Below are 23146 nucleotides of genomic sequence, written 5' to 3'. Positions count from 1 at the left end.
CGTGCCACACGTACCTTCGAGCACCAGGGGAGCCGAGCAGCATGGGTGAACAGAGCCGGACCGTCTTTCCGCAGGAGATCATCGACGCCTGGGCCGGCAGCGGCCTGGACCTCCCGGCCCTCTTCTCGGCCGGGCACCTGGGCGAACGCATGGGCGTCCAGGTCGTCGAGGCGTCCCCCGACCGCGTCGTCGGCACCATGCCGGTCGAGGGCAACACCCAGCCGTACGGCCTGCTCCACGGCGGCGCGTCGGCCGTGCTGGCCGAGACCCTCGGCTCCGTCGGCGCCATGCTGCACGGCGGACCCACCCGGATCGCCGTGGGCGTGGACCTCAACTGCACCCACCACCGCGGCCTCCGTTCGGGCATCGTCACCGGCACCGCCACGCCCGTGCACCGTGGCCGCACCAGCGCCACCTACGAAATCGCCGTCACCGACGAGCAGGGCAAGCGCGTCTGCTCCGCCCGCCTCACCTGCGTCATCCGCAACAACGACCAGTCCTGACCCGCCAACTTCACGCACCCGAAGCGGAGTTGATCGTCCCGCCGCCGGTCGCGACGACCGGCGGCGGGGCCGGTGGAGCCCGCCCCGGATCTCCACTTGCGGAATGTGATCTGCGTCATAACAAGACAGTCACATCCTGGACTGCACCTCTGCCCCGCCAGGTCGCACAGCCCTTAGAGTCACGGCCATTCACCACCCCGCCGGGCGGTTCTCGCACACCTCCTCACCCTTCGTCGTTGCCCGGCGAGCGATACGGCACCTCAGCGAAGCCGCCGCGCCAGGGAAAGGACTCACCGTGCGACACCGTCCCTTGCTCTTCCTCACCACGGCACTCACCGCAGGAGCCCTCGCCCTGAGCGCCTGCGGATCACGCGACGACGACAAAGGGGGCGACAACGGCGACAGCGGCGGGAAGAAGACCACCGTGGTGATCGGCCTCGACGCCCCGCTCACCGGCGACCTCTCCGCACTCGGCCAGGGCATCAAGAACTCCGCCCACCTCGCGGTCACCAACGCCAACAAGAGCAACGAAGTCCCCGGCGTCACCTTTGAGTTGACCGCCCTGGACGACCAGGCCCAGCCGACCTCCGGTCAGCAGAACGCCACCAAACTCGCCGGCGACAAGAAGGTCATGGGCGTCGTCGGCCCGCTGAACTCCAGCGTCGCGCAGTCGATGCAACAGGTGGCGCAGTCCAACAACGTGGCCCTGATCTCCCCGGCCAACACCACCCCCGACCTGACCCAGGGCAAGGACTGGAAGAAGGACAACCGCGCCCGCCAGTTCAGCACCTACTTCCGCACCGCCACCACCGACGAGGTCCAGGGCGCCTTCGGCGGCAAATACGCCTACGAGCAGATCAAGGCGCGGACCGCCTACGTCATCGACGACCAGAAGACCTACGGCGTCGGCCTGGCCGCCGCGTTCTCCACCCAGTTCACCTCGATGGGCGGCAAGATCGCCGGCACCGAGCATGTGAACCCCGAGGACCGCGACTTCAAGGCGATCGTCTCCAAGGCCAAGAGCTCGGGCGCCGACCTCGTCTTCTACGGCGGCGAGTACCCCGCCGCCGCGCCCCTGAGCCAGCAGCTCAAGGAGAGCGGTATCAAGGCGCCTCTCATGGGCGGCGACGGCATGTACAGCGCCGACTACATCAAGCTCAACAAGAAGTCCGCGGGCGACTACGCCACCTCCGTCGGCAAGCCCGTCGAACAGCTCGACTCGGCCAAGAAGTTCATCGCCGACTACAAGGCCGCGGGCTACAAGGACCGCTACGAGGCCTACGGCGGCTCCACCTACGACGCCACCTGGGCCATCGTCCAGGCCGTCAAGGCCGTCGTCGCCGACAACGGCGGGAAGCTGCCGGACAACGCCCGGGCCAAGGTCGTCGAGGCCCTCAACAAGGTGAAGTTCGACGGGGTCACCGGATCCGTCTCCTTCGACCGGTACGGCGACACCACCAACACCATGATCACCGCCTACCAGGTCGACGGAAACGCCTGGAAGGCCCGCCACAGCGCCGAGTTCAAGCGCTGACGCCGGCGCGGGCGACCCCGCCCCGCGCCGAAACGATTCCTCCTCGCCACGTGCACCCATCCAACCGGCGCGGTCCCACCGGCCCGCGCCGCCCGCCCGTACCCCGCCCCTTCACGTCCCACCCCAGGAGGCCCGGCGGTGCACGAACTGCCGCAACAGCTGGCCAACGGCCTCATCCTCGGCGCGATGTACGGCCTCATCGCGATCGGGTACACGATGGTCTACGGCATCGTCCAGCTCATCAACTTCGCCCACGGCGAGATCTTCATGGTCGGCGGCTTCGGCGCCCTCACCGCCCACCTCGCCCTCCCCGACGACACCGCGCTGCTCCTGGCGCTCCCCCTCATGATCCTCGGAGGTGTCGTCGCCGCCGTCGCCGTCGCGATGGCCGCCGAACGCTTCGCCTACCGGCCCCTGCGCGGCGCGCCCCGCCTCGCTCCCCTCATCACCGCCATCGGCCTCTCCATCGCCCTCCAGCAGGCCGTCTGGAAGTGGTACCCCGACGCCAAGAAGGCCCGGGTGTTCCCCCAGTTCAAGGGCGAATCCATCAAGATCCTCGGCGCCACGGTCCAGCGCGGCGAGATCTTCCTCCTCATCGCCGCCCCGCTGTGCATGATCGCCCTCGGCCTCTTCGTCGCCAAGACCCGCACCGGCCGCGGGATGCAGGCCACCGCCCAGGACCCGGACACGGCCAAGCTCATGGGCATCAACACCGACCGCATCATCGTCATCGCCTTCGCCATCGGTGCCACGTTCGCCGCGGTCGCCGCCGTCGCCCATGGGCTCAAATACGGCCAGGTCGACTTCCGCATGGGCTTCATCACCGGCCTGAAAGCGTTCACCGCGGCCGTCCTGGGCGGCATCGGCAACATCTACGGCGCCATGCTGGGCGGCGTCGTCCTCGGCGTCGCGGAAGCCCTCGCCACCGGCTACATCGAGGAGATCCCCGGCATGTCCCAGTTCGGCGGCGGTTCCTGGAAGGACGTCTGGGCCTTCGTCCTCCTCATCCTCGTCCTGCTGCTCAGGCCCCAGGGCCTGCTCGGCGAACGCGTCGCGGATCGGGCGTGATGACCATGGCCTCCCACCGCCCGGCATCGGAAGTGCGCCCCGGAGAAAGGCGCCCCGCGGCGATCCCCCTGCCCGCGGGAGCCGCCCGGCTGCTCACCGGGGCGGGAGCCGTCCTCGCGCTCGTCTCCACGTTCCTCGCCTGGACCTGGACCACCGCGTTCCCCGGCAACCTCACCGTCACCGGCTATCCCGGCGGACTCCAGAACATCACCCTGGCCGGTGCCGCCCTGACCCTGCTGCACCTCCTGGCCGGCTACCGCGTCCGGGGGCTCCGCTGGCTCGCCCCCTCGGGCACCACCGCTCCCACCCTCCTCCTGGCCCTCGGCACTCTCGCCGCCACCTGGTACACCCTCGGCGCCATCACCAACGACCTCGGCGGCCTCGTCAACATCGAACCCGGCGGTTTCGTCGCCGGAGGCGCCACCCTGCTCACGGTGATCGGCGCCCTCGCCCTCCCCCCGGCCCGGCCCTATCCGGAGAACACCCCACCCGCCAACCCCTGGCACCGCTTCCGCCACAGTCTCGCCCCCGGCCGGCCGTCCCGGGCCACCGCCCTGCCCGCCTGGGCCGACATCCTCGTCATCGCCGCCGCCTTCGCCCTCGGGCTCCTCCTGTTCACCTACGGCATCGAGGCGGAGTACGGCGAACTCTTCGTCGGCTACCTGCTGCTCGCCTGCGCGGGCCTCGCCGCCTTCGGCCGGTCCGGCCTCACGCAACGCCTCAACTCCCTCACGGCCAAACACCGCAACATCACGCTCACCGCGGCCTTCGTCGCCGCCGCCTGCTTCCCCCTCACCCTCACCAGCGACACCTACACCAACCTCGCCACCAGCATCCTCATCTTCGCCACCGTCGCCCTGGGACTCAATGTCGTCGTCGGCCTCGCCGGCCTCCTCGACCTCGGGTACGTCGCCTTCCTCGGCGTCGGCGCCTACACCGCGGCCCTTGTCTCCGGCTCCCCGGAATCCGCGGCAGGTGTGCATTTCCCCTTCTGGGCAGCCGTTCTCGCGGGCATCGGCACGTCCCTCGTGTTCGGCGTCCTCATCGGCGCGCCCACCCTCCGCCTCCGCGGTGACTACCTCGCCATCGTCACCCTCGGCTTCGGCGAGATCTTCCGCATCACCATGCTCAACCTCAACGGGAAGACCGGCCCCGATGTCACCAACGGCGCCATGGGCATCCCCAACATCCCCGACCTCAAGATCGGCGGCTTCGACTTCGGCGACACCCACGACGTCCTGGGGACGCCCATCGGCCGGTTCGGCAACTACTACCTGCTGATGCTCCTGGCCACCATCGCCGTCGTCCTCGTCTTCCGCCGCGCCGCGGAATCACGCATCGGCCGCGCCTGGATCGCCATCCGCGAGGACGAGACCGCCGCCACCGCCATGGGCATCAACGCCTTCCGCCTCAAACTCCTCGCGTTCGCCCTCGGCGCCGCGCTCGCCGGGCTGGCCGGGACGGTCCAGGCCCATGTCATCACCACCGCCACCCCCGACCAGTACCAATTCGCCGGCACCGTCCCGCCCAACTCCGCCTTCCTGCTCGCCGCGGTCATCCTCGGCGGCATGGGCACGATCACCGGCCCCCTCGTCGGCGCGGCCCTCCTCTACCTCATCCCGAACAAGATGGACTTCATGCAGGACTACCAACTCCTGCTCTTCGGCGTCGCCCTCATCCTCCTGATGCGCTTCCGCCCCGAGGGCATCGTCGCCGACCGCCGGAAGCAGCTCGAATTCCATGCCGACGACGACGCGGCGGACGACGCCCCCGTGACCCTCACCAAAGCGGAGGTGTGACCACCATGACCGCCCCCGCCACCGCCACCACCGCCGCCCCCGTGCTCACGGCCACCGGCGTCACCATGCGTTTCGGCGGCCTCACCGCCGTACGCTCCGTCGACCTCACCGTTCACGAACGGCAGATCGTCGGCCTCATCGGCCCCAACGGCGCCGGAAAGACCACCTTCTTCAACTGCCTCACCGGCCTCTACACCCCGACCGAGGGCACCGTCACCTACCGCGACACCGTCCTGCCCGCCAAACCCCACCTCGTCACCCAGGCCGGCATCGCGCGCACCTTCCAGAACATCCGCCTCTTCCCGAGCATGACCGTCCTGGAGAACGTCCTCGTCGGCCGCCACACCCGCACCTCGGAAGGGCTCTTCTCCGCCCTCCTCCGCAGCCCTGGATTCCACCGCGCGGAGAAGGAGTCCCACCAACGCGCCCACGAACTCCTGGAATTCACCGGCCTCGCGGGCAAGGCCGACCACCTCGCGCGCAACCTCCCCTACGGCGAACAACGCAAACTCGAGATCGCCCGCGCCCTCGCCAGCGAACCCGGGCTGCTCCTCCTCGACGAGCCCACCGCCGGGATGAACCCCCAGGAGACGCGCGCCACCGAACAGCTCGTCCTCGCCATCCGCGACCAGGGCATCGCCGTCCTCGTCATCGAGCACGACATGCGCTTCATCTTCAACCTCTGCGATCACGTCGCCGTCCTCGTCCAGGGCGAGAAACTCGTCGAGGGCAGCGCGCAGACCGTCCAGAGCGACGAACGCGTCATCGCCGCCTACCTCGGCACCCCCTTCGAAGGGGCGCCCGGGGAGGAAGAGGCCGCCGAGGTCGAAGCGGCGGAGGCGGCAGGAGCGGCGGAAGCAGCGGAGGCGCGGGCGGCGGAAGCCACGGAAGCAGTCCACACTCACCGCGAGGAGAACGACCCCCGATGACGGCTCTCCTCGAAGTCCGCGACCTCCGCGTCGCCTACGGCAAGATCGAAGCCGTCAAGGGCATCTCCTTCACCGTCCAGGCCGGAGAGGTCGTCACCCTCATCGGCACCAACGGCGCCGGAAAGACCACCACACTCCGCACACTCTCGGGTCTCCTCAACCCCAGGTCCGGCAGCATCCGCTTCGAGGGCCGACCCCTCACCGGTGTCCCGGCGCACCGCATCGTGGCCCTCGGCCTCGCCCACTCCCCCGAAGGCCGGCACATCTTCCCCCGCCTCACCATCTCCCAGAACCTGCAGCTAGGCGCGTTCCTCCGGAAGGACACCGACGGCATCGCCCGGGACGTCGAGCGCGTCTACCGCCTCTTCCCGATCCTCGGCGAACGCGCCCGCCAGCCCGCGGGCACCCTCTCCGGCGGCGAACAGCAGATGCTCGCCATGGCCAGGGCCCTCATGTCCCGCCCCAAGCTCCTCATGCTCGACGAACCCTCCATGGGCCTCTCGCCGATCATGATGCAGAAGATCATGACCACCATCACCGAGCTCAAGGCCGAGGGGACCACCATCCTGCTCGTCGAGCAGAACGCCCAGGCCGCGCTCACCCTCGCCGACCACGGTCACGTCATGGAGACCGGCACCATCGTCCTCTCCGGCACCGGCGCCGAACTCCTGGGCGACGAATCCGTCCGCAAGGCCTACCTCGGCGAGGACTGACCGGACATGCCAAGGGCCCGCGTCCGCCACCGGACACGGGCCCCTCGGCGGAGCGCCGCTACTGCTGCTCCTTGGCCGCCTTCTTCTCCCGCGCGTCCTCGATGACCGCCTCGGCCACCTGCTGCATCGACATCCGGCGGTCCATCGACGTCTTCTGGATCCACCGGAACGCCGCCGGCTCCGTCAGCCCGTACTGCGTCTGGAGAACACTCTTCGCCCGGTCCACCAGCTTGCGCGTCTCCAGCCGCTGGGAGAGGTCCGCGACCTCCTTCTCCAACGCCTTCAGCTCCGTGAACCGCGATACGGCCATCTCGATCGCCGGCACCACATCGCTCTTGCTGAACGGCTTCACCAGGTACGCCATGGCCCCGGCGTCCCGGGCCCGCTCCACGAGCTCGCGCTGCGAGAACGCGGTGAGCATCAGCACCGGCGCGATCGACTCGGCCGCGATCCGCTCGGCCGCCGAGAGCCCGTCGAGCACCGGCATCTTCACATCGAGGATCACCAGGTCCGGCCGGTGCTCCCGGGCCAGCGCGACCGCTGTCTCCCCGTCGCCCGCCTCACCCACGACGGAGTAGCCCTCTTCCTCGAGCATCTCCTTGAGGTCGAGGCGGATCAGGGCCTCGTCCTCGGCGATCACGACGCGCGTGATGTGCGGAGGGGTGTGCTGCGGCTCGTCGTCGACGGGCGGCTGGGGCTCGGCGGCGCTCACGGGTCTCCTCAGTCCAGGACAGGCGGTGCTCCACGAGCGTACCGAGTGCTGTAGTTTTGAGTACCGGAGGGGTATACACTCTCCTTGCATTACAAGGCCCCGGTAGCCCAACTGGCAGCAGGCAATGGATTCAAAACCCATACAGTGTCGGTTCGAATCCGACCCGGGGCACTTTACCTTTATTTCGAAGGTCGCGCCATTGAGTGCCCACATTGGGAATCTTCACCCTTTGCGGTGAACACCCGCGCGAATCCCAACGCAATGACATCCGCCGCGTCAGGCTCTCGCTCCCATGTACGACCTCGCCACACGCCGCCGGGCCCTCGCCCTCGTCGACCAAGGCTTCAGCCTCAACTCGGTCAGCAAGCAGACTGGCATATCCCGATGCGCGATCCGTCAGTGGCTCACCCGGATCGAGCCCAGGCACTCCAGCCGCTCACTGTGCTCGCTCTGCTGCGCCCATCCCACACCACCCGCCGATGCCCGTGCCTACGCCTACCTCCTGGGGCTCTATCTCGGCAATGGCTGCGTGAGCAGACAACCGAACGGCGGTTACACGCTTCGCATCGTCTGCGCGGACGCGTGGCCTGGCCTCATCGCGGCCTGCAAAACCGCGGTGGAACGGGTGCGCCCCGACAACAGCGTCTACATCGTTCAGCGACGAGGCTGCGTTGCCGTCGCCAGCAGCAGCAAGCACTGGCCATGCCTCTTTCCCCAGCACGGCCCCGGCAAGAAACACGAACGACCCATCTCGTTGGTGCCCTGGCAGCAGCGAATCGTCGATGCGCACCCATGGGACTTCCTAAGGGGCCTCATCCATTCCGACGGCTGTCGGATGACGAACTGGACCACACGCCTCATCGGAGGTGAGCGTAAGCGCTACGAGTACCCCCGCTACTTCTTCACCAACAAGTCCGACGACATCCGGTGGCTGTACTGCGACACCCTCGACAAGGTCGGCGTCATATGGACAGTCACCCGCCGCGACGGCACACCGATCAACATCTCGGTCGCCCGGCGCGCATCCGTCGCCCTCATGGACGCCCACATCGGCCCGAAGTACTGATCCCCCGGGCCTGGCCTACCGCTTCGGCCCGTCGTCCTCCCCGATGTGGTGCACGCGCACGAGGTTGGTCGTTCCCGGGGTACCCGGCGGGGAGCCGGCCGTGATGATGACCATGTCGCCCTTGCGACAGCGCCCGATCCGCAGCAGGTACTCGTCGACCTGACTGACCATCTCGTCGGTGGTCTGCACCATCGGCCCCAGGAAGGTCTCCACGCCCCAGGTCAGATTGAGCTGGGAGCGCGTCGCCGGCTCCGGGGTGAAGGCGAGCAGCGGGATGGGCGAACGGTAGCGGGAGAGCCTGCGGACGGTATCACCGGATTGGGTGAAGGCGACCAGGAACTTCGCCCCGAGGAAGTCGCCCATCTCGGCCGCGGCGCGGGCGACGGCGCCGCCCTGGGTGCGGGGCTTGCTGCGCTCGGTGAGGGGCGGTAGGCCCTTGGCGAGGATGTCCTCCTCCGCCGCCCGGACGATACGGCTCATGGTGCGGACCGTCTCGACGGGGTACTTGCCGACGCTGGTCTCGCCGGAGAGCATCACGGCGTCCGTTCCGTCGATGACGGCGTTGGCGACATCGGACGCCTCGGCGCGGGTGGGGCGGGAGGCGTCGATCATCGAGTCGAGCATCTGGGTGGCGACGATGACCGGCTTGGCATTGCGCTTCGCCAGCTTGATGGCCCGCTTCTGCACGATCGGGACCGTTTCCAGCGGCATTTCGACGCCGAGGTCGCCGCGGGCGACCATGATGCCGTCGAAGGCGGCGACGATCCCGTCGAGGTTCTCGACCGCCTGGGGCTTCTCGATCTTCGCCAGGACGGGGAGGCGGCGGCCCTCCTCGTCCATGACCCGGTGCACGTCGTCGATGTCCCGAGCGCTGCGGACGAAGGAGAGGGCGACGATGTCGGCGCCCGCGGTGATCGCCCAGCGGAGGTCCTCGACGTCCTTCTCGGAGAGGGCGGGGACGGAGACGGCGACGCCGGGGAGGTTGAGGCCCTTGTGATCGGAGACCATGCCGCCCTCAAGGACGACGGTCCTGACGCGCGGCCCGTTGACTTCGGCGACCTCGAGGGTCACGCGGCCGTCGTCGACGAGGATGCGCTCGCCGGGGGTGACGTCGGCGGCGAGGCCGTCGTAGGTGGTGCCGCAACGGTGCCGGTCGCCCAGGATGTCCTCGACGGTGATGGTGAAGTCATCGCCGCGTTCAAGGAGTACGGGACCTTCGAGGAACCGGCCGAGGCGGATCTTCGGACCTTGAAGGTCGGCCAGGACGCCCACGTTCCGGCCGGTCTCCTCGGCGGCTTTCCGTACCCGTTCGTACCGCGCCTCGTGGTCGGCATGGGAGCCATGGCTCAGGTTGAAGCGGGCGACATCCATGCCGGCTTCGACGAGGGCCTTGATCTGCTCGTACGAGTCGGTGGCGGGCCCCAGGGTGCAGACGATTTTCGCTCGGCGCATGGCACGACCTTATGACCTACCGGCCGGTAGCGAATCTGCCCGGCGCAACGGCCCAACGACCGTTGGGTAAAAGCTTGTTGACAACTAGTGAAACGTGCACGGGGGCGCTCCGATGAGCGCCGGGGCGCCCCTCGTCTGCCGGATTCACAGGATCGGCGGGGTCATGGTCAACCGTGCATTGACGTGGGCGTAGACGCTCTGGCGCTGGGGTTCGAGGTCGAGGGCGGCGGGGGCGGCCCCGGCGTAGCCGGCGCCGCGCAGGGAGCCGCCGGAGCGGGATGACGGGGCGATGGGGGCAGGGTGTTCGGCTCCGGTGTCGGCGAGTTCGACGAGGGCGACGAGCTGTGCTCCGAGCGCCTCGGCGTATTCGCGGGCGCGCCGGACGGCGTCGTGGACGGCTTGGCGGCGGGCTTCGCGGTGGGCGGGAGAGTTGGTGCGGAGATCCCACCAGGGCCCGTCGACCCGGGTGAGTTCGAGGTCGGAGAGGCGCGTGGTGAGCTCGCCGAGAATGGTGAAGTCCCCGACGGTGGCGGTGAGGTGGATGTGGCCTCGGTAGGCGCGGATGCGCTCGTGGCGGCCCTTGTCGTTGAGCTGCGGAGTGATGGTGACGGCTCCGGTTTCGATTTTCTCGACGGCGTCGCCATGGGTTTTGAGGAGGTCGATGATGTGATTGTTGCGGCGCGTGAGGTCGTCGAGGGCTTTGTGCCGGTCGGTTCCGCGGGCGCTGATGGTGATTCCGAGGCGGGCGATTTCCGGGTCGACTTCGAGGTGGGCCTCGCCGCGGACGGCGACGCGCGGTGTGTCGGGGGTTCCGTAGGGCAGCGGCTCGGGTGAGGTCATGGGGCCAGGGTCCCAGTCCGCGTTCGTCGGCGGGACTGTCCGGAGTCATCGGATCGCAACCTTGTAAGGGTGTTGCCACGGTGCCCGCCGGGGTCAGAATCTACGCGCGTTGTACCGGGGGCCCGTGGTGAGCGGCCGTCCGGTGTCGTACAGCAATCGCAGCATGTATCGGATGCAGTGAGATCGTCAGGTAAGGGATGGGGAATTCGATGCCGCTCAACCGCAGGCGTTTTCTGGGGCGTACGGCCGCTACGGGAGCGGGGGTGGCCCTGGCCGGGGCGGCGGGCGCCGCGCCTGCGGCGGCCGGGGAGGAACCCTTCGCGGGACACGGGGGCCACGGCCACGGCAGGACGAGGCGGTACGCGTTCACCGTCATGGGCACGACGGACCTGCACGGGAACGTCTTCAACTGGGACTACTTCACCGACGCCGAGTTCGACGACAAGGCGCACAACGACGTCGGCCTGGCGAAGATCTCGACGCTGGTGAAGCAGGTCCGCAAGGAGAAGGGGCGGCGGAACACGCTGCTCATCGACGCGGGGGACACGATCCAGGGCACGCAGCTGGCGTACTACTACGCGCGGGTGGAGCCGATCACCCGGGCGCACGGTCCGGTGCACCCGATGGCGTCGGCGATGAACGCCATGGGATATGACGCGGCGGCCCTGGGGAACCACGAGTTCAATTACGGCATTCCGGTGCTGCGGAAGTTCGAGAAGCAGTGCGACTTCCCTTTGCTGGGTGCGAACGCGCTGGATGCGAAGACGATGCGGCCGGCGTTCCGGCCGTACGTCATCAAGCGGATGCGGACGCCGCACGGGCGGGATGTGCGGGTGGCGATACTCGGTCTGACGAATCCCGGAATCGCGATCTGGGACAAGGCCAATGTCCAGGGAAAGATGGTCTTTCCGGGCCTGGAGGAGCAGGCGGCGAAATGGGTGCCGCGGCTCCGGTCGATGGGTGCGGACGTCGTGATCGTTTCGGCGCATTCGGGTTCGAGCGGTACGTCGTCGTACGGTGACGCGCTTCCCTATGTGGAGAACGCGGCGGCCCTGGTGGCGGAGAAGGTTCCGGGGATCGACGCGATTCTGGTGGGCCACGCGCATGTGGAGGTTCCCGAGTACCGGGTGGTCAACAAGGAGACGGGCCGGCCGGTGGTGCTGTCCGAGCCGTTGAAGTGGGGGCAGCGGCTGACGCTGTTCGACTTCGACCTGGTGTGGGAGAAGGGCGGCTGGCGGGTCGAGTCGGTCGCGTCGAAGGTCCTGAACTCCAACACGGTCGAGGAGGACGCCTCCATCACCGCCCTGGTGCGGGGACAGCACCGGAAGGTGGTGGCGTATGTGAACCAGCGGATCGGCACCTCGACGGCGGCGATGAACGCCGCGGAGGCGCCGTACAAGGACACGCCCATTATCGATTTCATCAACCATGTACAGGCCGAGACGGTACGCGCGGCGCTCAAGGGCACGGCGTACGCGTCGTTGCCAGTGCTGTCGCAGGCCTCGTGCTTCTCGCGGACGGCGGCGGTCCCGGCGGGCCAGGTCTCGGTCCGCCAGGTGGCCGGGCTGTACCCGTTCGAGAACACGCTGGAGGCCCGGGTCCTGACCGGTGCGCAGCTCCGGGAGTATCTGGAGTTCTCGGCGCGGTATTACGTGCGGACGCCGGCGGGCGGGCCGGTGGATCCGGCGAAGCTCACGAACGCCGAGAACATTCCGGATTACAACTACGACGTGGTGAGTGGCCTCTCGTACGAGATCGACGTGGCGAAGGCACCGGGTGCGCGGGTCGGCAAGCTGCTGTTCGACGGGAAGCCGCTGGACGACTCCGCGCAGTTCGTGCTGGCGGTGAACAATTACCGGGCGAGCGGTGGCGGGAATTTCCCGCACGTCGCGCGGGCCAAGCAGGTATGGGCGAATTCCGAGGAGATCCGGAACACCATCATCAGCTGGGTGAAGGCCCAGCAGGTGATCGATGTGTCGCGGTTCGCGTCAGTGGACTGGAAGCTGACGCGGGATGGTGTGCCGCTTTTCTGACGACGGGGTGGTGTGGGGCCGTGGCGTGGGCCGCGGCTCCAGGCCGAACGTGGTGAAGGCGGTGCGGTGGGGCAGCGGGTAGTGGGTGGTGCCCGTGACGGTGTTGAGGATGGTGGCGCTGCGCCAGGCGGCGAGGCCGAGGTCGGAACTGCCGATGCCGTGGGTGTGGGTCTCGGCGTTCTGGACGTGGACGGCGCCCTTGACCAGGGGGTCGAGGACCAGGCGGTGCTGGGCGTCGATGCGCGGCCTGCCGCCGGAGTCGCGGCGGATGTAGGGGTCCAGGGCGGCGAGGAGCCGGTCGACGCGGCGTTCGCGGTAGCCGGTGGCGAGGACGGCGGCATCGGTGGTGAGGCGGGAGCGGGTGCCCTGCTGGGAGTGTTCGAGGTGGAGCTCGACACGGGTGGTGCCGACGCGCCCGGCGGTACGGACGAAGACTCCCGGGGTGAGGGTGACGTCCGGCCAGCCGCCGTGGAGGCTGCGGCGGTAGAGCTCGTCGTGGATGGCGGTCATGGTGGCGGGGTCGATGCCCTGGTGGAGCTGCCACTGCTGGGGCAGCGCCTGGTCCCGGAGGGGCTCGGGAAGGGCGTGGAAGTACTGGCTGTAGTCGGGGGTGAAGTGCTCGCGGCCGAGGCGGCTGGTCTCGGTGGGCGCGAACGCGGGGGTGCGGGCGAGCCAGTGGAGCTTCTCGCGGCCGACGGGGCGGTGGCGGAGGAGGTCGAGGAAGATCTCCGCGCCGGACTGTCCGGAGCCGATGACGGTGACGTGGTCGGCGGCGAGGAGGTCGGCGCGGTGGTCGAGGTAGTCGGCGGAGTGGTGGACGGGGACGCCGTGGGCCTCGACGAGGGGGCGCATGGGCTCGGGGATGTCGGGGGTGGTGCCGATGCCGAGGACGACGTTGCGGGCGTAGGTGCGGCCCAGGGCCTCGGCCTCGCCGTCGCGGTCGAGCTGGGTGTAGTCGATCTCGAAGAGGACGCGTTCGGGGTTCCAGCGGACGGCGTCGATGTGGTGGCCGAAGTGGAGTCCGGTGAGGTTCTCGCTGACCCAGCGGCAGTAGGCGTCGTATTCGGCGCGCTGGATGTGGAAGCGCTCCGCGAAGTAGAAGGGGAAGAGGCGTTCCCGGGTCTTCAGGTAGTTGAGGAAGGTCCAGGGGCTGGCGGGGTCGGCGAGGGTGACGAGGTCGGCGAGGAAGGGGACCTGGATGCGGGTGCCGTCGATGAGCAGACCGGGGTGCCAGCGGAAGGTGTGATTCTCGTCATAGAAGGCCGCGCTGACGTCCTGGACGGGGTGGGCGAGCGCGGCGAGGGAGAGGTTGAAGGGGCCGATGCCGATGCCCGCGAGGTCGAGGGGTGCGTCGGGACCGTGGTCGGGGGTGGGGGGGTTGCTCATGCGGGGGTGCGGCCTTCCCGTGGGCAGCGGCGGGCATAGCCGGACACGTCAGTTATGCCCTGTTTGTTCAGTGCGTGAGGACCGACTCAAGCTACCGGCTGTGCCGTTCCCGTGACGCCTTGTGGGGGATGTTTCCCCCGATGGTGGTACCGCCCGCGCGGGCGCGGAGAGTTGGCGTCGCGCGGGGGCGCGCGGGACCGCGGAGGGGTGCGGGGCGCGGCCCGGGGGCGGCTTCGACTACCCTGCACCTCATGGCCATGATGAACCTCGCTATCGACATCGGACCGCTCAAGCCCGAGCTCGCCCCGCTCGTCCTGGGTCTGGTGCTGTTCTTCCTCGTCTTCGCGGTGATCGCGAAGGGGATCCTCCCCCGGATCAACAAGGTCCTCACCGAGCGTGAGAAGGCCACGGAGGGGCGCTTCGGCGAGGCCGAGGAGACCCGCTCGGAGGCCGAGCGCGTCCACGCCGAGTACCAGGAGCTGCTGGCCGAGGCCCGCCACGAGGCGGCGCGCCTGCGCCAGGAGTCGGTCGAGCAGGGCAACGCGATCATCGCCGAGCTGCGGGCCGAGGGCCAGCGCCAGCGCGACGAGATCATCTCGGCCGGTCACGCGATGATCGACGCGGAGCGCGCGGTGGCCGAGGCCCAGCTGCGCGAGCAGGTCGGCGCACTGGCCACCGAGCTGGCGGGCCGCATCGTCGGCGAGTCCGTCGAGGACTACGCGCGGGAGAGCGGCATCGTGGACCGCTTCCTCGAGGAGCTGCGCACGGCTCAGCCGGCGGACGCCATCGAGGACAAGCGCGGCTGACGCGAGCAGCGTTTTTCGGGCCTGGCGCCCGCACCCCGACCGGGGTGCGGGCGCCTTTGTCATGCGGTGACGCGGTCGCCGGGGGTCATTGTCAGTGGGGTGGTGTTCACTGTGTGTAGCGGACGGTGAGGGCGCGGCGGAGGTCGTCGAGCCGGTCGCGGAGCTGACGGCGCAGTGCGGGGGTCGGCTCCGGGCCGCTCAGGCACTCCTCACCGAGGCGCAGGGTGTCGTGGTCGACGAAGGGACGGGGGAAGCCATGGTTGCCGGCGGCGGTGGCGAGGGCGGTGCCGCGACGGGCGGCGAGTGCCGTGACGTCGGAGTGGTAGCGGTCCCGGTAGGGGCGGGTGAGGTCGAGTTGTCCGTGCTGCCAGAAGCCCTGTGCCGTGGCGGTCCAGAGGTAGGCGGAGAGGGTGTCGCCGTCGTGGAGGGCGTGCCAGGCCGCTTCCTTGGCGGCGGGGTCGGGGAACGCGGCGCGGCAGCGTGCGGCGCCCTCCTGGCCGGTGGCGCTGGGGTCGCCGGCGAGTTCGGCGTCGATGTCCGCCGGAGTGACGGCGCCGAGGGCGGCGAGGCGGGCGAGGACGCGCCAGCGGAGTTCGGGGTCGAGGGCGGGGCCGCCGGGGACGGTCCCGGCGCGGAGCCAGTCGTGGAGGGTGCCGGGGGCGGTGCTGCCGGCGACGAGGGTGCGCACGGCGGTGAGGCGGATGCCCGCGGAGGTGCCGTTCTCCGTGCGGCGCAGGAGGTCGTGGCAGGTGTCGCGGAGGACGGCGAGGGCGTCGTCGCGGCGGTCGGCGGGGAGGTACTGGTCGGCGATCTGGGTGTGGGCGAAGGTGAGGACGCCCTGGACGACGGCGTTGTCGGTCTCGTGCGGGAGGTGGGCGCGGGCGGCTTGGAGGTAGACGTCGGGGGCGATCCGGCCGTCGCGGACCAGGTCGCGGAGGGCGTTCCAGACGACGGCGCGGGTGAGGGGGTCGGGCAGGCCGGAGAGGCCGTGTACGACGGCGTCGTGGGAGGCGGGGTCCAGGCGAACCTTGGCGTAGGTGAGGTCGCCGTCGTTGAGGAGGACGAGGGCGGGCCGGGGGCCCGGGCCGCCGAGTACCGGTGCGGACGCGGGGAGGTCGACTCGGTGCGCTCACGGGCGGTGAGCCGCCCGGGCTCCCGGGGATCCTGGTCGTAGAGGCCGACGGCGATGCGGTGGGGGCGGGTGCCCTCGTGGTCGACGGTGAGCCGCCAGTGGCCGTCTGCGGTGGTGTCGATCCGCGGGGTGAGGGTGTCGACGCCGGTGGTGCGGAGCCACTGCCGGGCCCAGGCGTGGACGTCGCGGTCGGAGGCCCGGGAGAGGGAGTCGATGAAGTCGGCGAGGGTGGCGTTGCCGAAGCGGTGCCGGGCGAAGTGGTCGTTGATGCCGGCCAGGAAGTCCTTCTCGCCCATCCAGGCGACGAGTTGGCGCAGGGCGCCGGCGCCCTTGGCATAGGAGATGCCGTCGAAGTTGAGGAGGGCGGTGCCGGTGTCGCGGACGGCGTCGGCGTCGGGGGCGACGGGGTGGGTGGTCTCGCGCTGGTCGGCGTCGGAGCCCCATGCCTTGCGGCTGATGCCGAATTCGGCCCACGGTCCCGTGAAGTCCATGGCCTCCGTGAGGACTTGGTAGCCCATGTACTCCGCGAAGGACTCGTTGAGCCAGATGTCGTCCCACCACCGGAGGGTGACGAGGTCGCCGAACCACATGTGCGCCATTTCGTGCGCCATGGTGATGGCCCGGTTCTGCCGTTCGGTGTCGGTGGCGGCGGAGCGGAAGACGTATTCGTCGCGGAAGGTGACCAGTCCGGGGTTCTCCATGGCGCCGGGGTTGAATTCGGGGACGAACGCCTGGTCGTAGGAGTCGAAAGGGTAGGGCTCGTCGAAGATCTCGTGGAAGCGGTCGAAGCAGCGGCGGGTGATGTCGAAGAGTTCCTCGGCGTCGGCGTCGAGGTGCGCGGCGAGGGACCGGCGGCAGTGGAGGGCGAAGGGCAGTCCGGCGTGCTCGGTGCGGACGGTGTGCCAGGGGCCGGCGGCGAACGCGACGAAATAGGTGCTCAGGGGCAAGGTGGTGGGCAGCTGCCAACGGCCGTCGGCGGGCGGTCCGACGCGGGTGGCGACGGTGTTGCCGAGGACGGTCCACTCGGGCGGCGCGGTGACCGTGGAGGTGAAGACGGCTTTGAGATCGGGCTGGTCGAAGGCGGCGAAGACGCGCTGGACGTCCTCCAGGAACATTTGGGACCAGAGGTAGGTCTCGCCGTCGGCGGGGTCGGTGAAACGGTGCATGCCCTCGCCGGTGCGGGAGTAGCTCATGTCGGCCTCGACGCGCAGCTCGTGGTCGCCCGGGGTGAGCGAGGTGAGGGGCAGCCGGTTGTCGTCGAGGGAGGTGACGTCGAGGCCTCGACCGTCGAGGGAGGCGCTCAGGAGGGCGGCGGGACGGATGTCGACGAAGGTGTCGCCACCGGCGCGTGCGCTGAAGCGGATCACCGTGATGGAACGGAAGTGTTCCGCGCCACGGGTGAGATCGAGGTCGATGTCATAGCTGTGGACATCGAGGAGTTGTGCCCTGGCCTGCGCTTCGTCGCGCGTCAGTACGGTCATGGCGGCCATGCTGCCGCAGCGCCTCGGCGGCGGGCGAGGCAATATGCCCGTTCCTCTCCGCCGCTCGGCGGAGGGAGATCGTGCCCAGGCACGATCATGTCCGGTCGCCTGCCCGGGAGGCTGGACGCATGGCGACCAACGACTTGCAGCAGCGGCCCGCGCGGCCCCTGAAGACCGACCGGCCCGTACCGCGCTGGGCGCAGCGCACGGCTCGGCTGCTCCCCTGGATGGGACTGCCGGTCTGCCTCTGGCGGTTGCCCATCGGGTTCGACTTCACCATGGGGATGGACATGGATCCCGCACCGTGGCCCCGGTGGTTGGCCGTCGGCTACGTCGTGCTGCTCAGCCTCCTCTCCGAGACGTTCGCGCTGCTGTGTTCGGGCCTCGTGCGCCCCTGGGGCGAGGTGTTCCACGACCGGGTTCCGGTGTTCCGGGGCAGGCGCATCCCGCCGGCGGCGGTGGTGGTACCGGCGACCCTCGCCGGTCTCGCGTTCAGCGCGCTGCTGGTGCAGTGGTTCCTGGTGTCGTTCGAGCTGGCCGGTTTCCACGACATGGCGTACGACAACGTGTGGTGGCATGTCCTGGCGGTGACGGTCAGCGGACTGTGTGCCCTGTGGGGGCCGTTGGTGCTGGCCCTGACCTGGGCCTACTGGCGACGGCGGCGGGACTGCCCGGCGGGCGGCGGACTGCGGGAGGCGGGGGCGGCGGCGGCCGGGTGAGGGGCGCTCGTCGGCCGCGAGGCCGCGAGGCCGCGAGGCCGCGAGGCCGCGAGGCCGCGAGGCCGCGAAAGTTAGGAGGGTTGGGAGGAAGGGGGTGTGGGGGTGTGGGGGTGTGTGACAGCACGGATACCGGGTCGGGCGGGTCACCCGGCCACTGGGATCGGGGCGTCGGCGGTCCGGACCGCCAGTGGTGGGCCATCGGCGAGACGGACCGCCGGCGCCGGGCCGCTCGTCCAGGCGGGAAGGGGCTGCCGCCGGGGCGGGAGGAGGAGCGCCGCAGGCGGTCGTCGGACCGCCCGCAGGGGCGAGAAGAGAATCACCGCCCGGATCGTCGGGCCGCCCGCCGGGACGGGAAGAGAACCGCCGCCAGGTCAGCCGTCGGGCCGCCCGCCGGGGCGAGAAGAGAACCACCGCCGGGCCGATCGTCAGGCCGTTCGTCCGGGTGGCAAGGGAACCGCCGCCCGCCGAGGCGGAAAGGGGCCGCCGCCCGGCCGCCCGCCGAGGCGGGACGGAGACCAGTGCCGGGCCGGCCGGCTCGGTGGGGCGGCCCCGGCCGGGGAGAGGCCGACCGGAGAGGGTCGTCGGTCCGTCCTCGGCGGGGAGCACCGGCAGCCGTCCGTTTCAGGGCAGGGTCCGGGGCCGGCTCCGTGCGCCGGAGGCGGCCGCGCGGTCCGCACGAGAGTTGGGGGCTCCGGCGGAAGGGGAGCGACCCGGGCGGACGCGTGGGCTATGTGCGGGCGATCGTCTCGTGGTGCCGGATCACCTCGGCGATGATGAAGTTGAGGAACTTCTCCGCGAACGCCGGGTCGAGTTTGGCGTTCTCGGCGAGGTCGCGGAGGCGGGCGATCTGCCGGGACTCACGGGCCGGGTCAGCGGGCGGCATCTTGTGCGCGGCCTTGAGGTGGCCCACCTGCTGGGTGCACTTGAAGCGCTCGGCGAGCATGTGGATCACCGCGGCGTCGATGTTGTCGATGCTGTCCCGCAGCCGGGAGAGCTCGGCCCGCACGGCGTCGTCCGGCGTACCCGCGGCGGCGGTGGCGGACGCGTCGGACGGAACCGGGCCCGTACGGCCGGCACCCGGGCTCTCGGAGTTGGTGCTGTCGTTCATATCGACCGACCTTATGCGCAACGGGCGGCCCGCGCCGACCCGATGTTCCGTCCCGCACCACGGGCCGGGGCACCACGGGCCGACGATACGGGCGTCCGACGGGCCGACGGCACGGGCGCCCGCGCATGCCGCCGTGGGCGCCCGCGCCCACTCCCGCGCCGGCCCCGGCCCCGTACGCACCCGCGCCGCCCGCCGGTGCCCCCGCCCTGGTGACGGCGGCCCCGGGCGTGGGCGAGGATGGCCCCGGCCCGGCCGCCCGGTGCGGGCCGACGAGGGCGGGGGCTGCCGTGCCGCACTTCACCGCGGGGGACGACGGGTTCCGGATCGACGGACGCCCGGTGCGGCTGCTCTCGGGAGCACTGCACTACTTCCGGGTGCACGAGGGCCACTGGGCGCACCGGCTGGCGATGCTGCGGGCGATGGGGCTCAACTGCGTGGAGACGTACGTCCCGTGGAACCGGCACGAGCCCGTGGAGGGCCGGACGCACGACGTGGGCGAGCTGGGCCGGTTCCTGGACACGGCCGCCGGGGCGGGGCTGTACGCGATCGTGCGCCCCGGCCCGTACATCTGTGCGGAATGGGAGAACGGCGGCCTGCCGCACTGGCTCACGGGACGGCTGGGGCCCCGGGTGCGGACGAGCGACCCGGAGTACCTGCGCGCGGTGGACGGCTGGCTGGACGCCGTGCTCCCCGAGGTGACCGGGCGGCAGATCGGCCGGGGCGGCCCGGTCGTCCTGGTGCAGGTGGAGAACGAGTACGGCTCGTACGGCAGCGACCAGGAGTACCTGCGTCACCTCGTGGCGCGGCTGCGGACCGCGGGTGTGACGGTGCCGCTGGTGACGTCGGACGGGCCGGAGGACCACATGCTCACCGCAGGGACGGTCCCCGGAGCGCTCGCCACGGTGAACTTCGGGTCGGGCGCGCGGGAGGCGTTCCGGGCGCTGCGCCGGCACCGGCCGGACGGGCCGCTGATGTGCATGGAGTTCTGGTGCGGCTGGTTCACCCACTGGGGTGGCGCGGCGGCGGAGCGGGACGCCGGGGAGGCGGCGGCCGCGCTGCGGGAGATCCTGGAGTGCGGGGCCTCGGTGAACCTCTATATGGCGCACGGCGGGACGAGCTTCGGCGGCTGGTCGGGGGCCAACCGGGCCGGGGAGGAGCACCGCGGCGCGCTGCGTCCGACGGTGACCTCGTACGACTACGACGCGCCCGTCGACGAGTACGGACGGCCGACGGCCAAGTTCCACGCCTTCCGCGAGGTGCTGGCCGGCCACGCCGAGGGGGCGCTGCCGGACGTGCCGCCCGCTCCCCCGGCGCTCGGGGCGCCGGTGCGGGCGGAGCTCACGCGGTGGGCGCCGCCGGGCGAGGTGATGGACGCGCTGGGCGGGGCCGGACGGGAGGCCGTGGTGCCACCGTCGTTCGAGGAGCTGGGGGTGGACCGGGGCGTCGTCCGCTATCGCTTCACCGTCCCGGGCCCGCGCCGGGCGCTGCCGCTGCGGGTGTCCGGGCTGCGCGACCTGGCGGTCGCGTACGTCGACGGGGTGCGGACGGCCGTGCTCGACGACGAGGAGGGGCTGATCGGCGACGTGCCGGGGCCGGCCTCGGTGGAGCTGTGGGTGGAGTCGCTGGGCCGGGTCAACTACGGTCCGCGCCTGGGCGAACGGAAGGGGCTGACGGGCGGGCTGCTGCACGGCGGCCAGTACGTCCACGGCGTACGGGCGCGCGGGCTGCGGCTGGCGGCGCTCACGGAGGAGGGCGCGCTCGCGGCGGTGCGGTGGCGGCCGGCCGGTGGGGAGGAACCGGGGCTGTACCGGGGGACCTTCCTGGTGGCGGGCCCCGGTGACGCGGTGCTCGGACTGCCGGGCTGGGGGCGGGGGTTCGTCTGGGTGAACGGTTTCTGCCTCGGCCGGTACTGGTCCGCCGGCCCGCAGCGCACGCTCTGGGTGCCGGGGCCCGTGCTGCACGAGGGACGGAACGAGCTCCTGGTGCTGGAGATGGACCGGGCGGGCGGGACGTCGGCCCTGCTGGAACCGGTTCCCGGCTGACCGGCCCGCCTCCGTACGGGACCGGCCCCCTCAAGCTGAAGGCCTCCCTCCAGGCCCCTGCCAAGGTCCTCAAAGGCCCTCTCAAGGCCCCCGTCCCGCTGATCACCGGCCGATGACGGTGACCAGCGGGACGGACCCTGTGGAAGGTTTGTTCCCGAGATCGTGCGAAGTGAAGCCGTCCGGACCGGACCAACCGGTCAGATTCTGTCCAGGCGCCTCCGTACGGGTACCCACGCCACCCCCGTACCGGGGTGTGTCGTCCCGGATTCCCCGGGTACCCGGTGGACGGATCCTGTCCCCTGCGGGAGCATCACACCATGATCGCGAAACTGGATTGCACGGTCATCGACTGTCCCGACCCGGCGGCACTGGCCGGTTTCTACGGGGCGGTCCTCGATTGGAAGGTGGACGCGAGCGACCCGGACTGGGTGTGGCTGCGCGGCCCCGACGGCGGTACCCCGCTCGCCTTCCAGAAGGCCCCGAACCACCGGCCGCCGCGCTGGCCGGACCCGGACCACCCGCAGCAGTTCCACCTCGACCTCACGGTCGGCACCCGGGAGGACCTGGAGCGGGCGCAGCGGGAGGTGATCTCCCTCGGCGCACGCTTCCTGCACGACAGCGGCGGGACGACGAGCGGGTACCGGGTGTTCACCGACCCGGCGGGGCATCCGTTCTGCCTGTGCTACGGCGGGTAGCGCGAGACCGGTGACGACGGGTAGAGGGGCCTGTGACGGCGGGCAGCCGGACCGGTGACGACGGGTAGTGCGGGACCGCTGACAGGGCTGCCCCGTCGGCCCGTTCAGCCGTCCGCCTCGCTCCCCCACAGCGCCGCCCGCTCCGGCTCCGGCAGCCAGACGCCACCGCCGCCGCCGTCGCCACCGCCGCGGCCGCCCGGTTCGAGCCCCTTCGGGTGGGGCAGGGCCCGCAGCAGGGCGGCCAACTGGGGGTTGCGGTCGGACCGGTGCCAGATGACGGACCACAGGTGCAGGGGGGCGGGGTCCACGAGCGGGATGCGGCGCACCCGTCCGTCGTGCGGCAGGTCCATGCCCGCCTCCCCCACGGTCACGGCCTGCTCCTCGCGCCGCATGAGTTCGCCGTAGTCGCGGGCGCCCACCGCCGGATCGGCGAAACGCAGGGGGATGCCGAAGTCCTCGCAGAACCGGATCAGATAGCCGCGCCACTCCTCGGCGCCGCCGGGGTCGGGCATGGTGATGCCGGCGTCCCGGAGGTCGGCCGGGCGCAGGTCGGTCCGGTCGGCGAGGCGGTGCCCGGCGAGGACGTAGGCGTGCAGGGGTTCGCAGTGGACGGGCCGGTGGAGGAGGTCGGCGGGCCAGGGCCGGCCGAGGTCGTGGACGCGGCCGAACGCGGCGTCGAGTTCCCGGCCCTGCAGGGCCGGGAGGGCGGCGGCCAGCCCCTGCCGCATGCTGAGATCCACCCGGAGCCCGGGAGTGCGGGCGACGGCCTCCCGGAGCACCCGCAGCGGGGTGAAGCGCTCGGCGAACACTTCGACGCGCAGCGGGCGCACGGCGCCGCGGACGGTCTGGACAGCCGTGTCGAAGGCGGCGAGGGCGTCCTGGGCGAGCGGCAGGAACCGCCGTCCGGCCGGGGTGAGTTCGACGCTGCGGGTGGTGCGTTCGAGGAGGGGCACGGCGAGGGCGTCCTCCAGGCGGCGGACGCGCTTCGACAGCGCCTGCTGCGTGAGGAAGAGCCGGGCGGCGGCCCGTCCGAAGTGCAGGTCCTCGGCGACGGCGACGAAGGCGCGCATGCCGGGGAGGTCGGGTTCCATGGAACCAGCCTCGAATGACAACCCCCGGTTGTCAAAA

The 23146-nt window shown here is 70.8% G+C and carries 18 protein-coding genes, 1 tRNA gene and 1 pseudogene; 13 read left to right on the top strand and 7 right to left on the bottom strand.

The window, feature by feature from the left end; translation table 11 throughout:
* Positions 1-41: 41 nt before the first annotated feature.
* From HN013_RS23485 to HN013_RS23460, 6 genes are all read left to right on the top strand, one after another.
* A complete protein-coding gene (locus tag HN013_RS23485) occupies positions 42-503 on the top strand; it encodes a PaaI family thioesterase (protein ID WP_171169423.1) in 462 nt (153 codons plus the stop codon).
* Positions 504-813: 310 nt separating this feature from the next.
* On the top strand, positions 814-2037 hold the full coding sequence (locus HN013_RS23480; RefSeq protein WP_171169438.1) for a branched-chain amino acid ABC transporter substrate-binding protein: 1224 nt from the start codon (positions 814-816) through the stop codon (positions 2035-2037).
* Between the two features lie 138 nt (positions 2038-2175).
* On the top strand, positions 2176-3105 hold the full coding sequence (locus HN013_RS23475) for a branched-chain amino acid ABC transporter permease (RefSeq protein WP_171169421.1): 930 nt from the start codon (positions 2176-2178) through the stop codon (positions 3103-3105).
* Positions 3106-3110: 5 nt separating this feature from the next.
* Positions 3111-4904, top strand: a complete 1794-nt coding sequence (locus HN013_RS23470) for a branched-chain amino acid ABC transporter permease (protein ID WP_171169440.1) — start codon at positions 3111-3113, stop codon at positions 4902-4904.
* A gap of 5 nt (positions 4905-4909) precedes the next feature.
* The gene (locus HN013_RS23465; protein WP_171169419.1) at positions 4910-5833 is read left to right on the top strand and encodes an ABC transporter ATP-binding protein; all 924 of its coding nucleotides are present in this window, start codon (positions 4910-4912) and stop codon (positions 5831-5833) included.
* A complete protein-coding gene (locus HN013_RS23460; protein ID WP_171169417.1) occupies positions 5830-6546 on the top strand; it encodes an ABC transporter ATP-binding protein in 717 nt (238 codons plus the stop codon). The genes HN013_RS23465 and HN013_RS23460 overlap by 4 nt, the downstream gene beginning before the upstream one ends.
* A gap of 58 nt (positions 6547-6604) precedes the next feature.
* Here the strand turns inward: HN013_RS23460 and HN013_RS23455 are convergent, their stop codons facing one another.
* A complete protein-coding gene (locus tag HN013_RS23455; protein ID WP_171169415.1) occupies positions 6605-7258 on the bottom strand; it encodes an ANTAR domain-containing response regulator in 654 nt (217 codons plus the stop codon).
* A gap of 96 nt (positions 7259-7354) precedes the next feature.
* Between HN013_RS23455 and HN013_RS23450 the strand changes: the two genes are divergently transcribed.
* Positions 7355-7429 (top strand) — tRNA-Leu (locus HN013_RS23450).
* A gap of 121 nt (positions 7430-7550) precedes the next feature.
* Complete coding sequence (locus HN013_RS23445; RefSeq protein WP_171169413.1) at positions 7551-8324, top strand: helix-turn-helix domain containing protein; 774 nt, start codon at positions 7551-7553, stop codon at positions 8322-8324.
* A 15-nt stretch (positions 8325-8339) separates the two neighbouring features.
* Here the strand turns inward: HN013_RS23445 and pyk are convergent, their stop codons facing one another.
* On the bottom strand, positions 8340-9776 hold the full coding sequence (gene pyk, locus HN013_RS23440; protein WP_171169411.1) for a pyruvate kinase: 1437 nt from the start codon (positions 9774-9776) through the stop codon (positions 8340-8342).
* Between the two features lie 144 nt (positions 9777-9920).
* Positions 9921-10616, bottom strand: a complete 696-nt coding sequence (locus HN013_RS23435; protein ID WP_171169409.1) for an SIMPL domain-containing protein — start codon at positions 10614-10616, stop codon at positions 9921-9923.
* Positions 10617-10825: 209 nt separating this feature from the next.
* Here HN013_RS23435 and HN013_RS23430 point away from each other — a divergent pair, with 209 nt between their 5' ends.
* Positions 10826-12649: a bifunctional UDP-sugar hydrolase/5'-nucleotidase gene (locus HN013_RS23430; protein WP_171169407.1), complete on the top strand. Its 1824-nt coding sequence runs from the start codon at positions 10826-10828 to the stop codon at positions 12647-12649.
* Here the strand turns inward: HN013_RS23430 and HN013_RS23425 are convergent.
* Complete coding sequence (locus HN013_RS23425; protein WP_171169405.1) at positions 12605-14035, bottom strand: lysine N(6)-hydroxylase/L-ornithine N(5)-oxygenase family protein; 1431 nt, start codon at positions 14033-14035, stop codon at positions 12605-12607. The genes HN013_RS23430 and HN013_RS23425 overlap by 45 nt on opposite strands.
* Before the next feature lie 251 nt (positions 14036-14286).
* On the opposite strand from HN013_RS23425, the gene HN013_RS23420 reads away from it, so the two are divergent.
* Positions 14287-14841: a F0F1 ATP synthase subunit B gene (locus HN013_RS23420; protein WP_171169403.1), complete on the top strand. Its 555-nt coding sequence runs from the start codon at positions 14287-14289 to the stop codon at positions 14839-14841.
* A 106-nt stretch (positions 14842-14947) separates the two neighbouring features.
* Here HN013_RS23420 and pepN read toward each other — a convergent pair.
* A pseudogene (gene pepN, locus HN013_RS23415) lies at positions 14948-17454 on the bottom strand (aminopeptidase N).
* A gap of 128 nt (positions 17455-17582) precedes the next feature.
* On the opposite strand from pepN, the gene HN013_RS23410 reads away from it, so the two are divergent.
* The gene (locus HN013_RS23410) at positions 17583-18173 is read left to right on the top strand and encodes a hypothetical protein (RefSeq protein WP_171169401.1); all 591 of its coding nucleotides are present in this window, start codon (positions 17583-17585) and stop codon (positions 18171-18173) included.
* A 727-nt stretch (positions 18174-18900) separates the two neighbouring features.
* Here HN013_RS23410 and HN013_RS23405 read toward each other — a convergent pair.
* The gene (locus tag HN013_RS23405; protein ID WP_212764701.1) at positions 18901-19281 is read right to left on the bottom strand and encodes a chorismate mutase; all 381 of its coding nucleotides are present in this window, start codon (positions 19279-19281) and stop codon (positions 18901-18903) included.
* A gap of 287 nt (positions 19282-19568) precedes the next feature.
* On the opposite strand from HN013_RS23405, the gene HN013_RS23400 reads away from it, so the two are divergent.
* Together HN013_RS23400 and HN013_RS23395 are read left to right on the top strand one after the other, a co-directional pair.
* Positions 19569-21323 (top strand): beta-galactosidase, encoded by a 1755-nt coding sequence (locus HN013_RS23400; protein ID WP_171169399.1) that lies wholly within the window; start codon positions 19569-19571, stop codon positions 21321-21323.
* A gap of 317 nt (positions 21324-21640) precedes the next feature.
* The gene (locus tag HN013_RS23395) at positions 21641-22018 is read left to right on the top strand and encodes a VOC family protein (RefSeq protein ID WP_171169397.1); all 378 of its coding nucleotides are present in this window, start codon (positions 21641-21643) and stop codon (positions 22016-22018) included.
* A gap of 104 nt (positions 22019-22122) precedes the next feature.
* Here HN013_RS23395 and HN013_RS23390 read toward each other — a convergent pair whose 3' ends face one another.
* Positions 22123-23109 (bottom strand): LysR family transcriptional regulator, encoded by a 987-nt coding sequence (locus HN013_RS23390; RefSeq protein ID WP_171169395.1) that lies wholly within the window; start codon positions 23107-23109, stop codon positions 22123-22125.
* Positions 23110-23146: the final 37 nt, after the last annotated feature.

It is taken from the genome of Streptomyces sp. I05A-00742, assembly GCF_013055795.1.
Lineage (GTDB): Bacteria > Actinomycetota > Actinomycetes > Streptomycetales > Streptomycetaceae > Streptomyces.
The sequence above is the reverse complement of the archived record's forward strand: the minus strand, read 5'-3'. Positions and strand labels throughout refer to the sequence as shown.

Bases quoted from the DNA above. Each gene is read 5' to 3' on its own strand.
- HN013_RS23425 (WP_171169405.1), bottom strand. From the start codon at position 14,035: ATGAGCAACCCCCCCACCCCCGACCACGGTCCCGACGCACCCCTCGAC.
- HN013_RS23460 (WP_171169417.1), top strand. From the start codon at position 5,830: ATGACGGCTCTCCTCGAAGTCCGCGACCTCCGCGTCGCCTACGGCAAG.
- HN013_RS23485 (WP_171169423.1), top strand. From the start codon at position 42: ATGGGTGAACAGAGCCGGACCGTCTTTCCGCAGGAGATCATCGACGCC.
- HN013_RS23410 (WP_171169401.1), top strand. From the start codon at position 17,583: ATGGCGACCAACGACTTGCAGCAGCGGCCCGCGCGGCCCCTGAAGACC.
- pyk (WP_171169411.1), bottom strand. From the start codon at position 9,776: ATGCGCCGAGCGAAAATCGTCTGCACCCTGGGGCCCGCCACCGACTCG.
- HN013_RS23435 (WP_171169409.1), bottom strand. From the start codon at position 10,616: ATGACCTCACCCGAGCCGCTGCCCTACGGAACCCCCGACACACCGCGC.
- HN013_RS23470 (WP_171169440.1), top strand. From the start codon at position 3,111: ATGGCCTCCCACCGCCCGGCATCGGAAGTGCGCCCCGGAGAAAGGCGC.
- HN013_RS23465 (WP_171169419.1), top strand. From the start codon at position 4,910: ATGACCGCCCCCGCCACCGCCACCACCGCCGCCCCCGTGCTCACGGCC.
- HN013_RS23445 (WP_171169413.1), top strand. From the start codon at position 7,551: ATGTACGACCTCGCCACACGCCGCCGGGCCCTCGCCCTCGTCGACCAA.
- HN013_RS23390 (WP_171169395.1), bottom strand. From the start codon at position 23,109: ATGGAACCCGACCTCCCCGGCATGCGCGCCTTCGTCGCCGTCGCCGAG.
- HN013_RS23405 (WP_212764701.1), bottom strand. From the start codon at position 19,281: ATGAACGACAGCACCAACTCCGAGAGCCCGGGTGCCGGCCGTACGGGC.
- HN013_RS23430 (WP_171169407.1), top strand. From the start codon at position 10,826: ATGCCGCTCAACCGCAGGCGTTTTCTGGGGCGTACGGCCGCTACGGGA.
- HN013_RS23420 (WP_171169403.1), top strand. From the start codon at position 14,287: ATGGCCATGATGAACCTCGCTATCGACATCGGACCGCTCAAGCCCGAG.
- HN013_RS23395 (WP_171169397.1), top strand. From the start codon at position 21,641: ATGATCGCGAAACTGGATTGCACGGTCATCGACTGTCCCGACCCGGCG.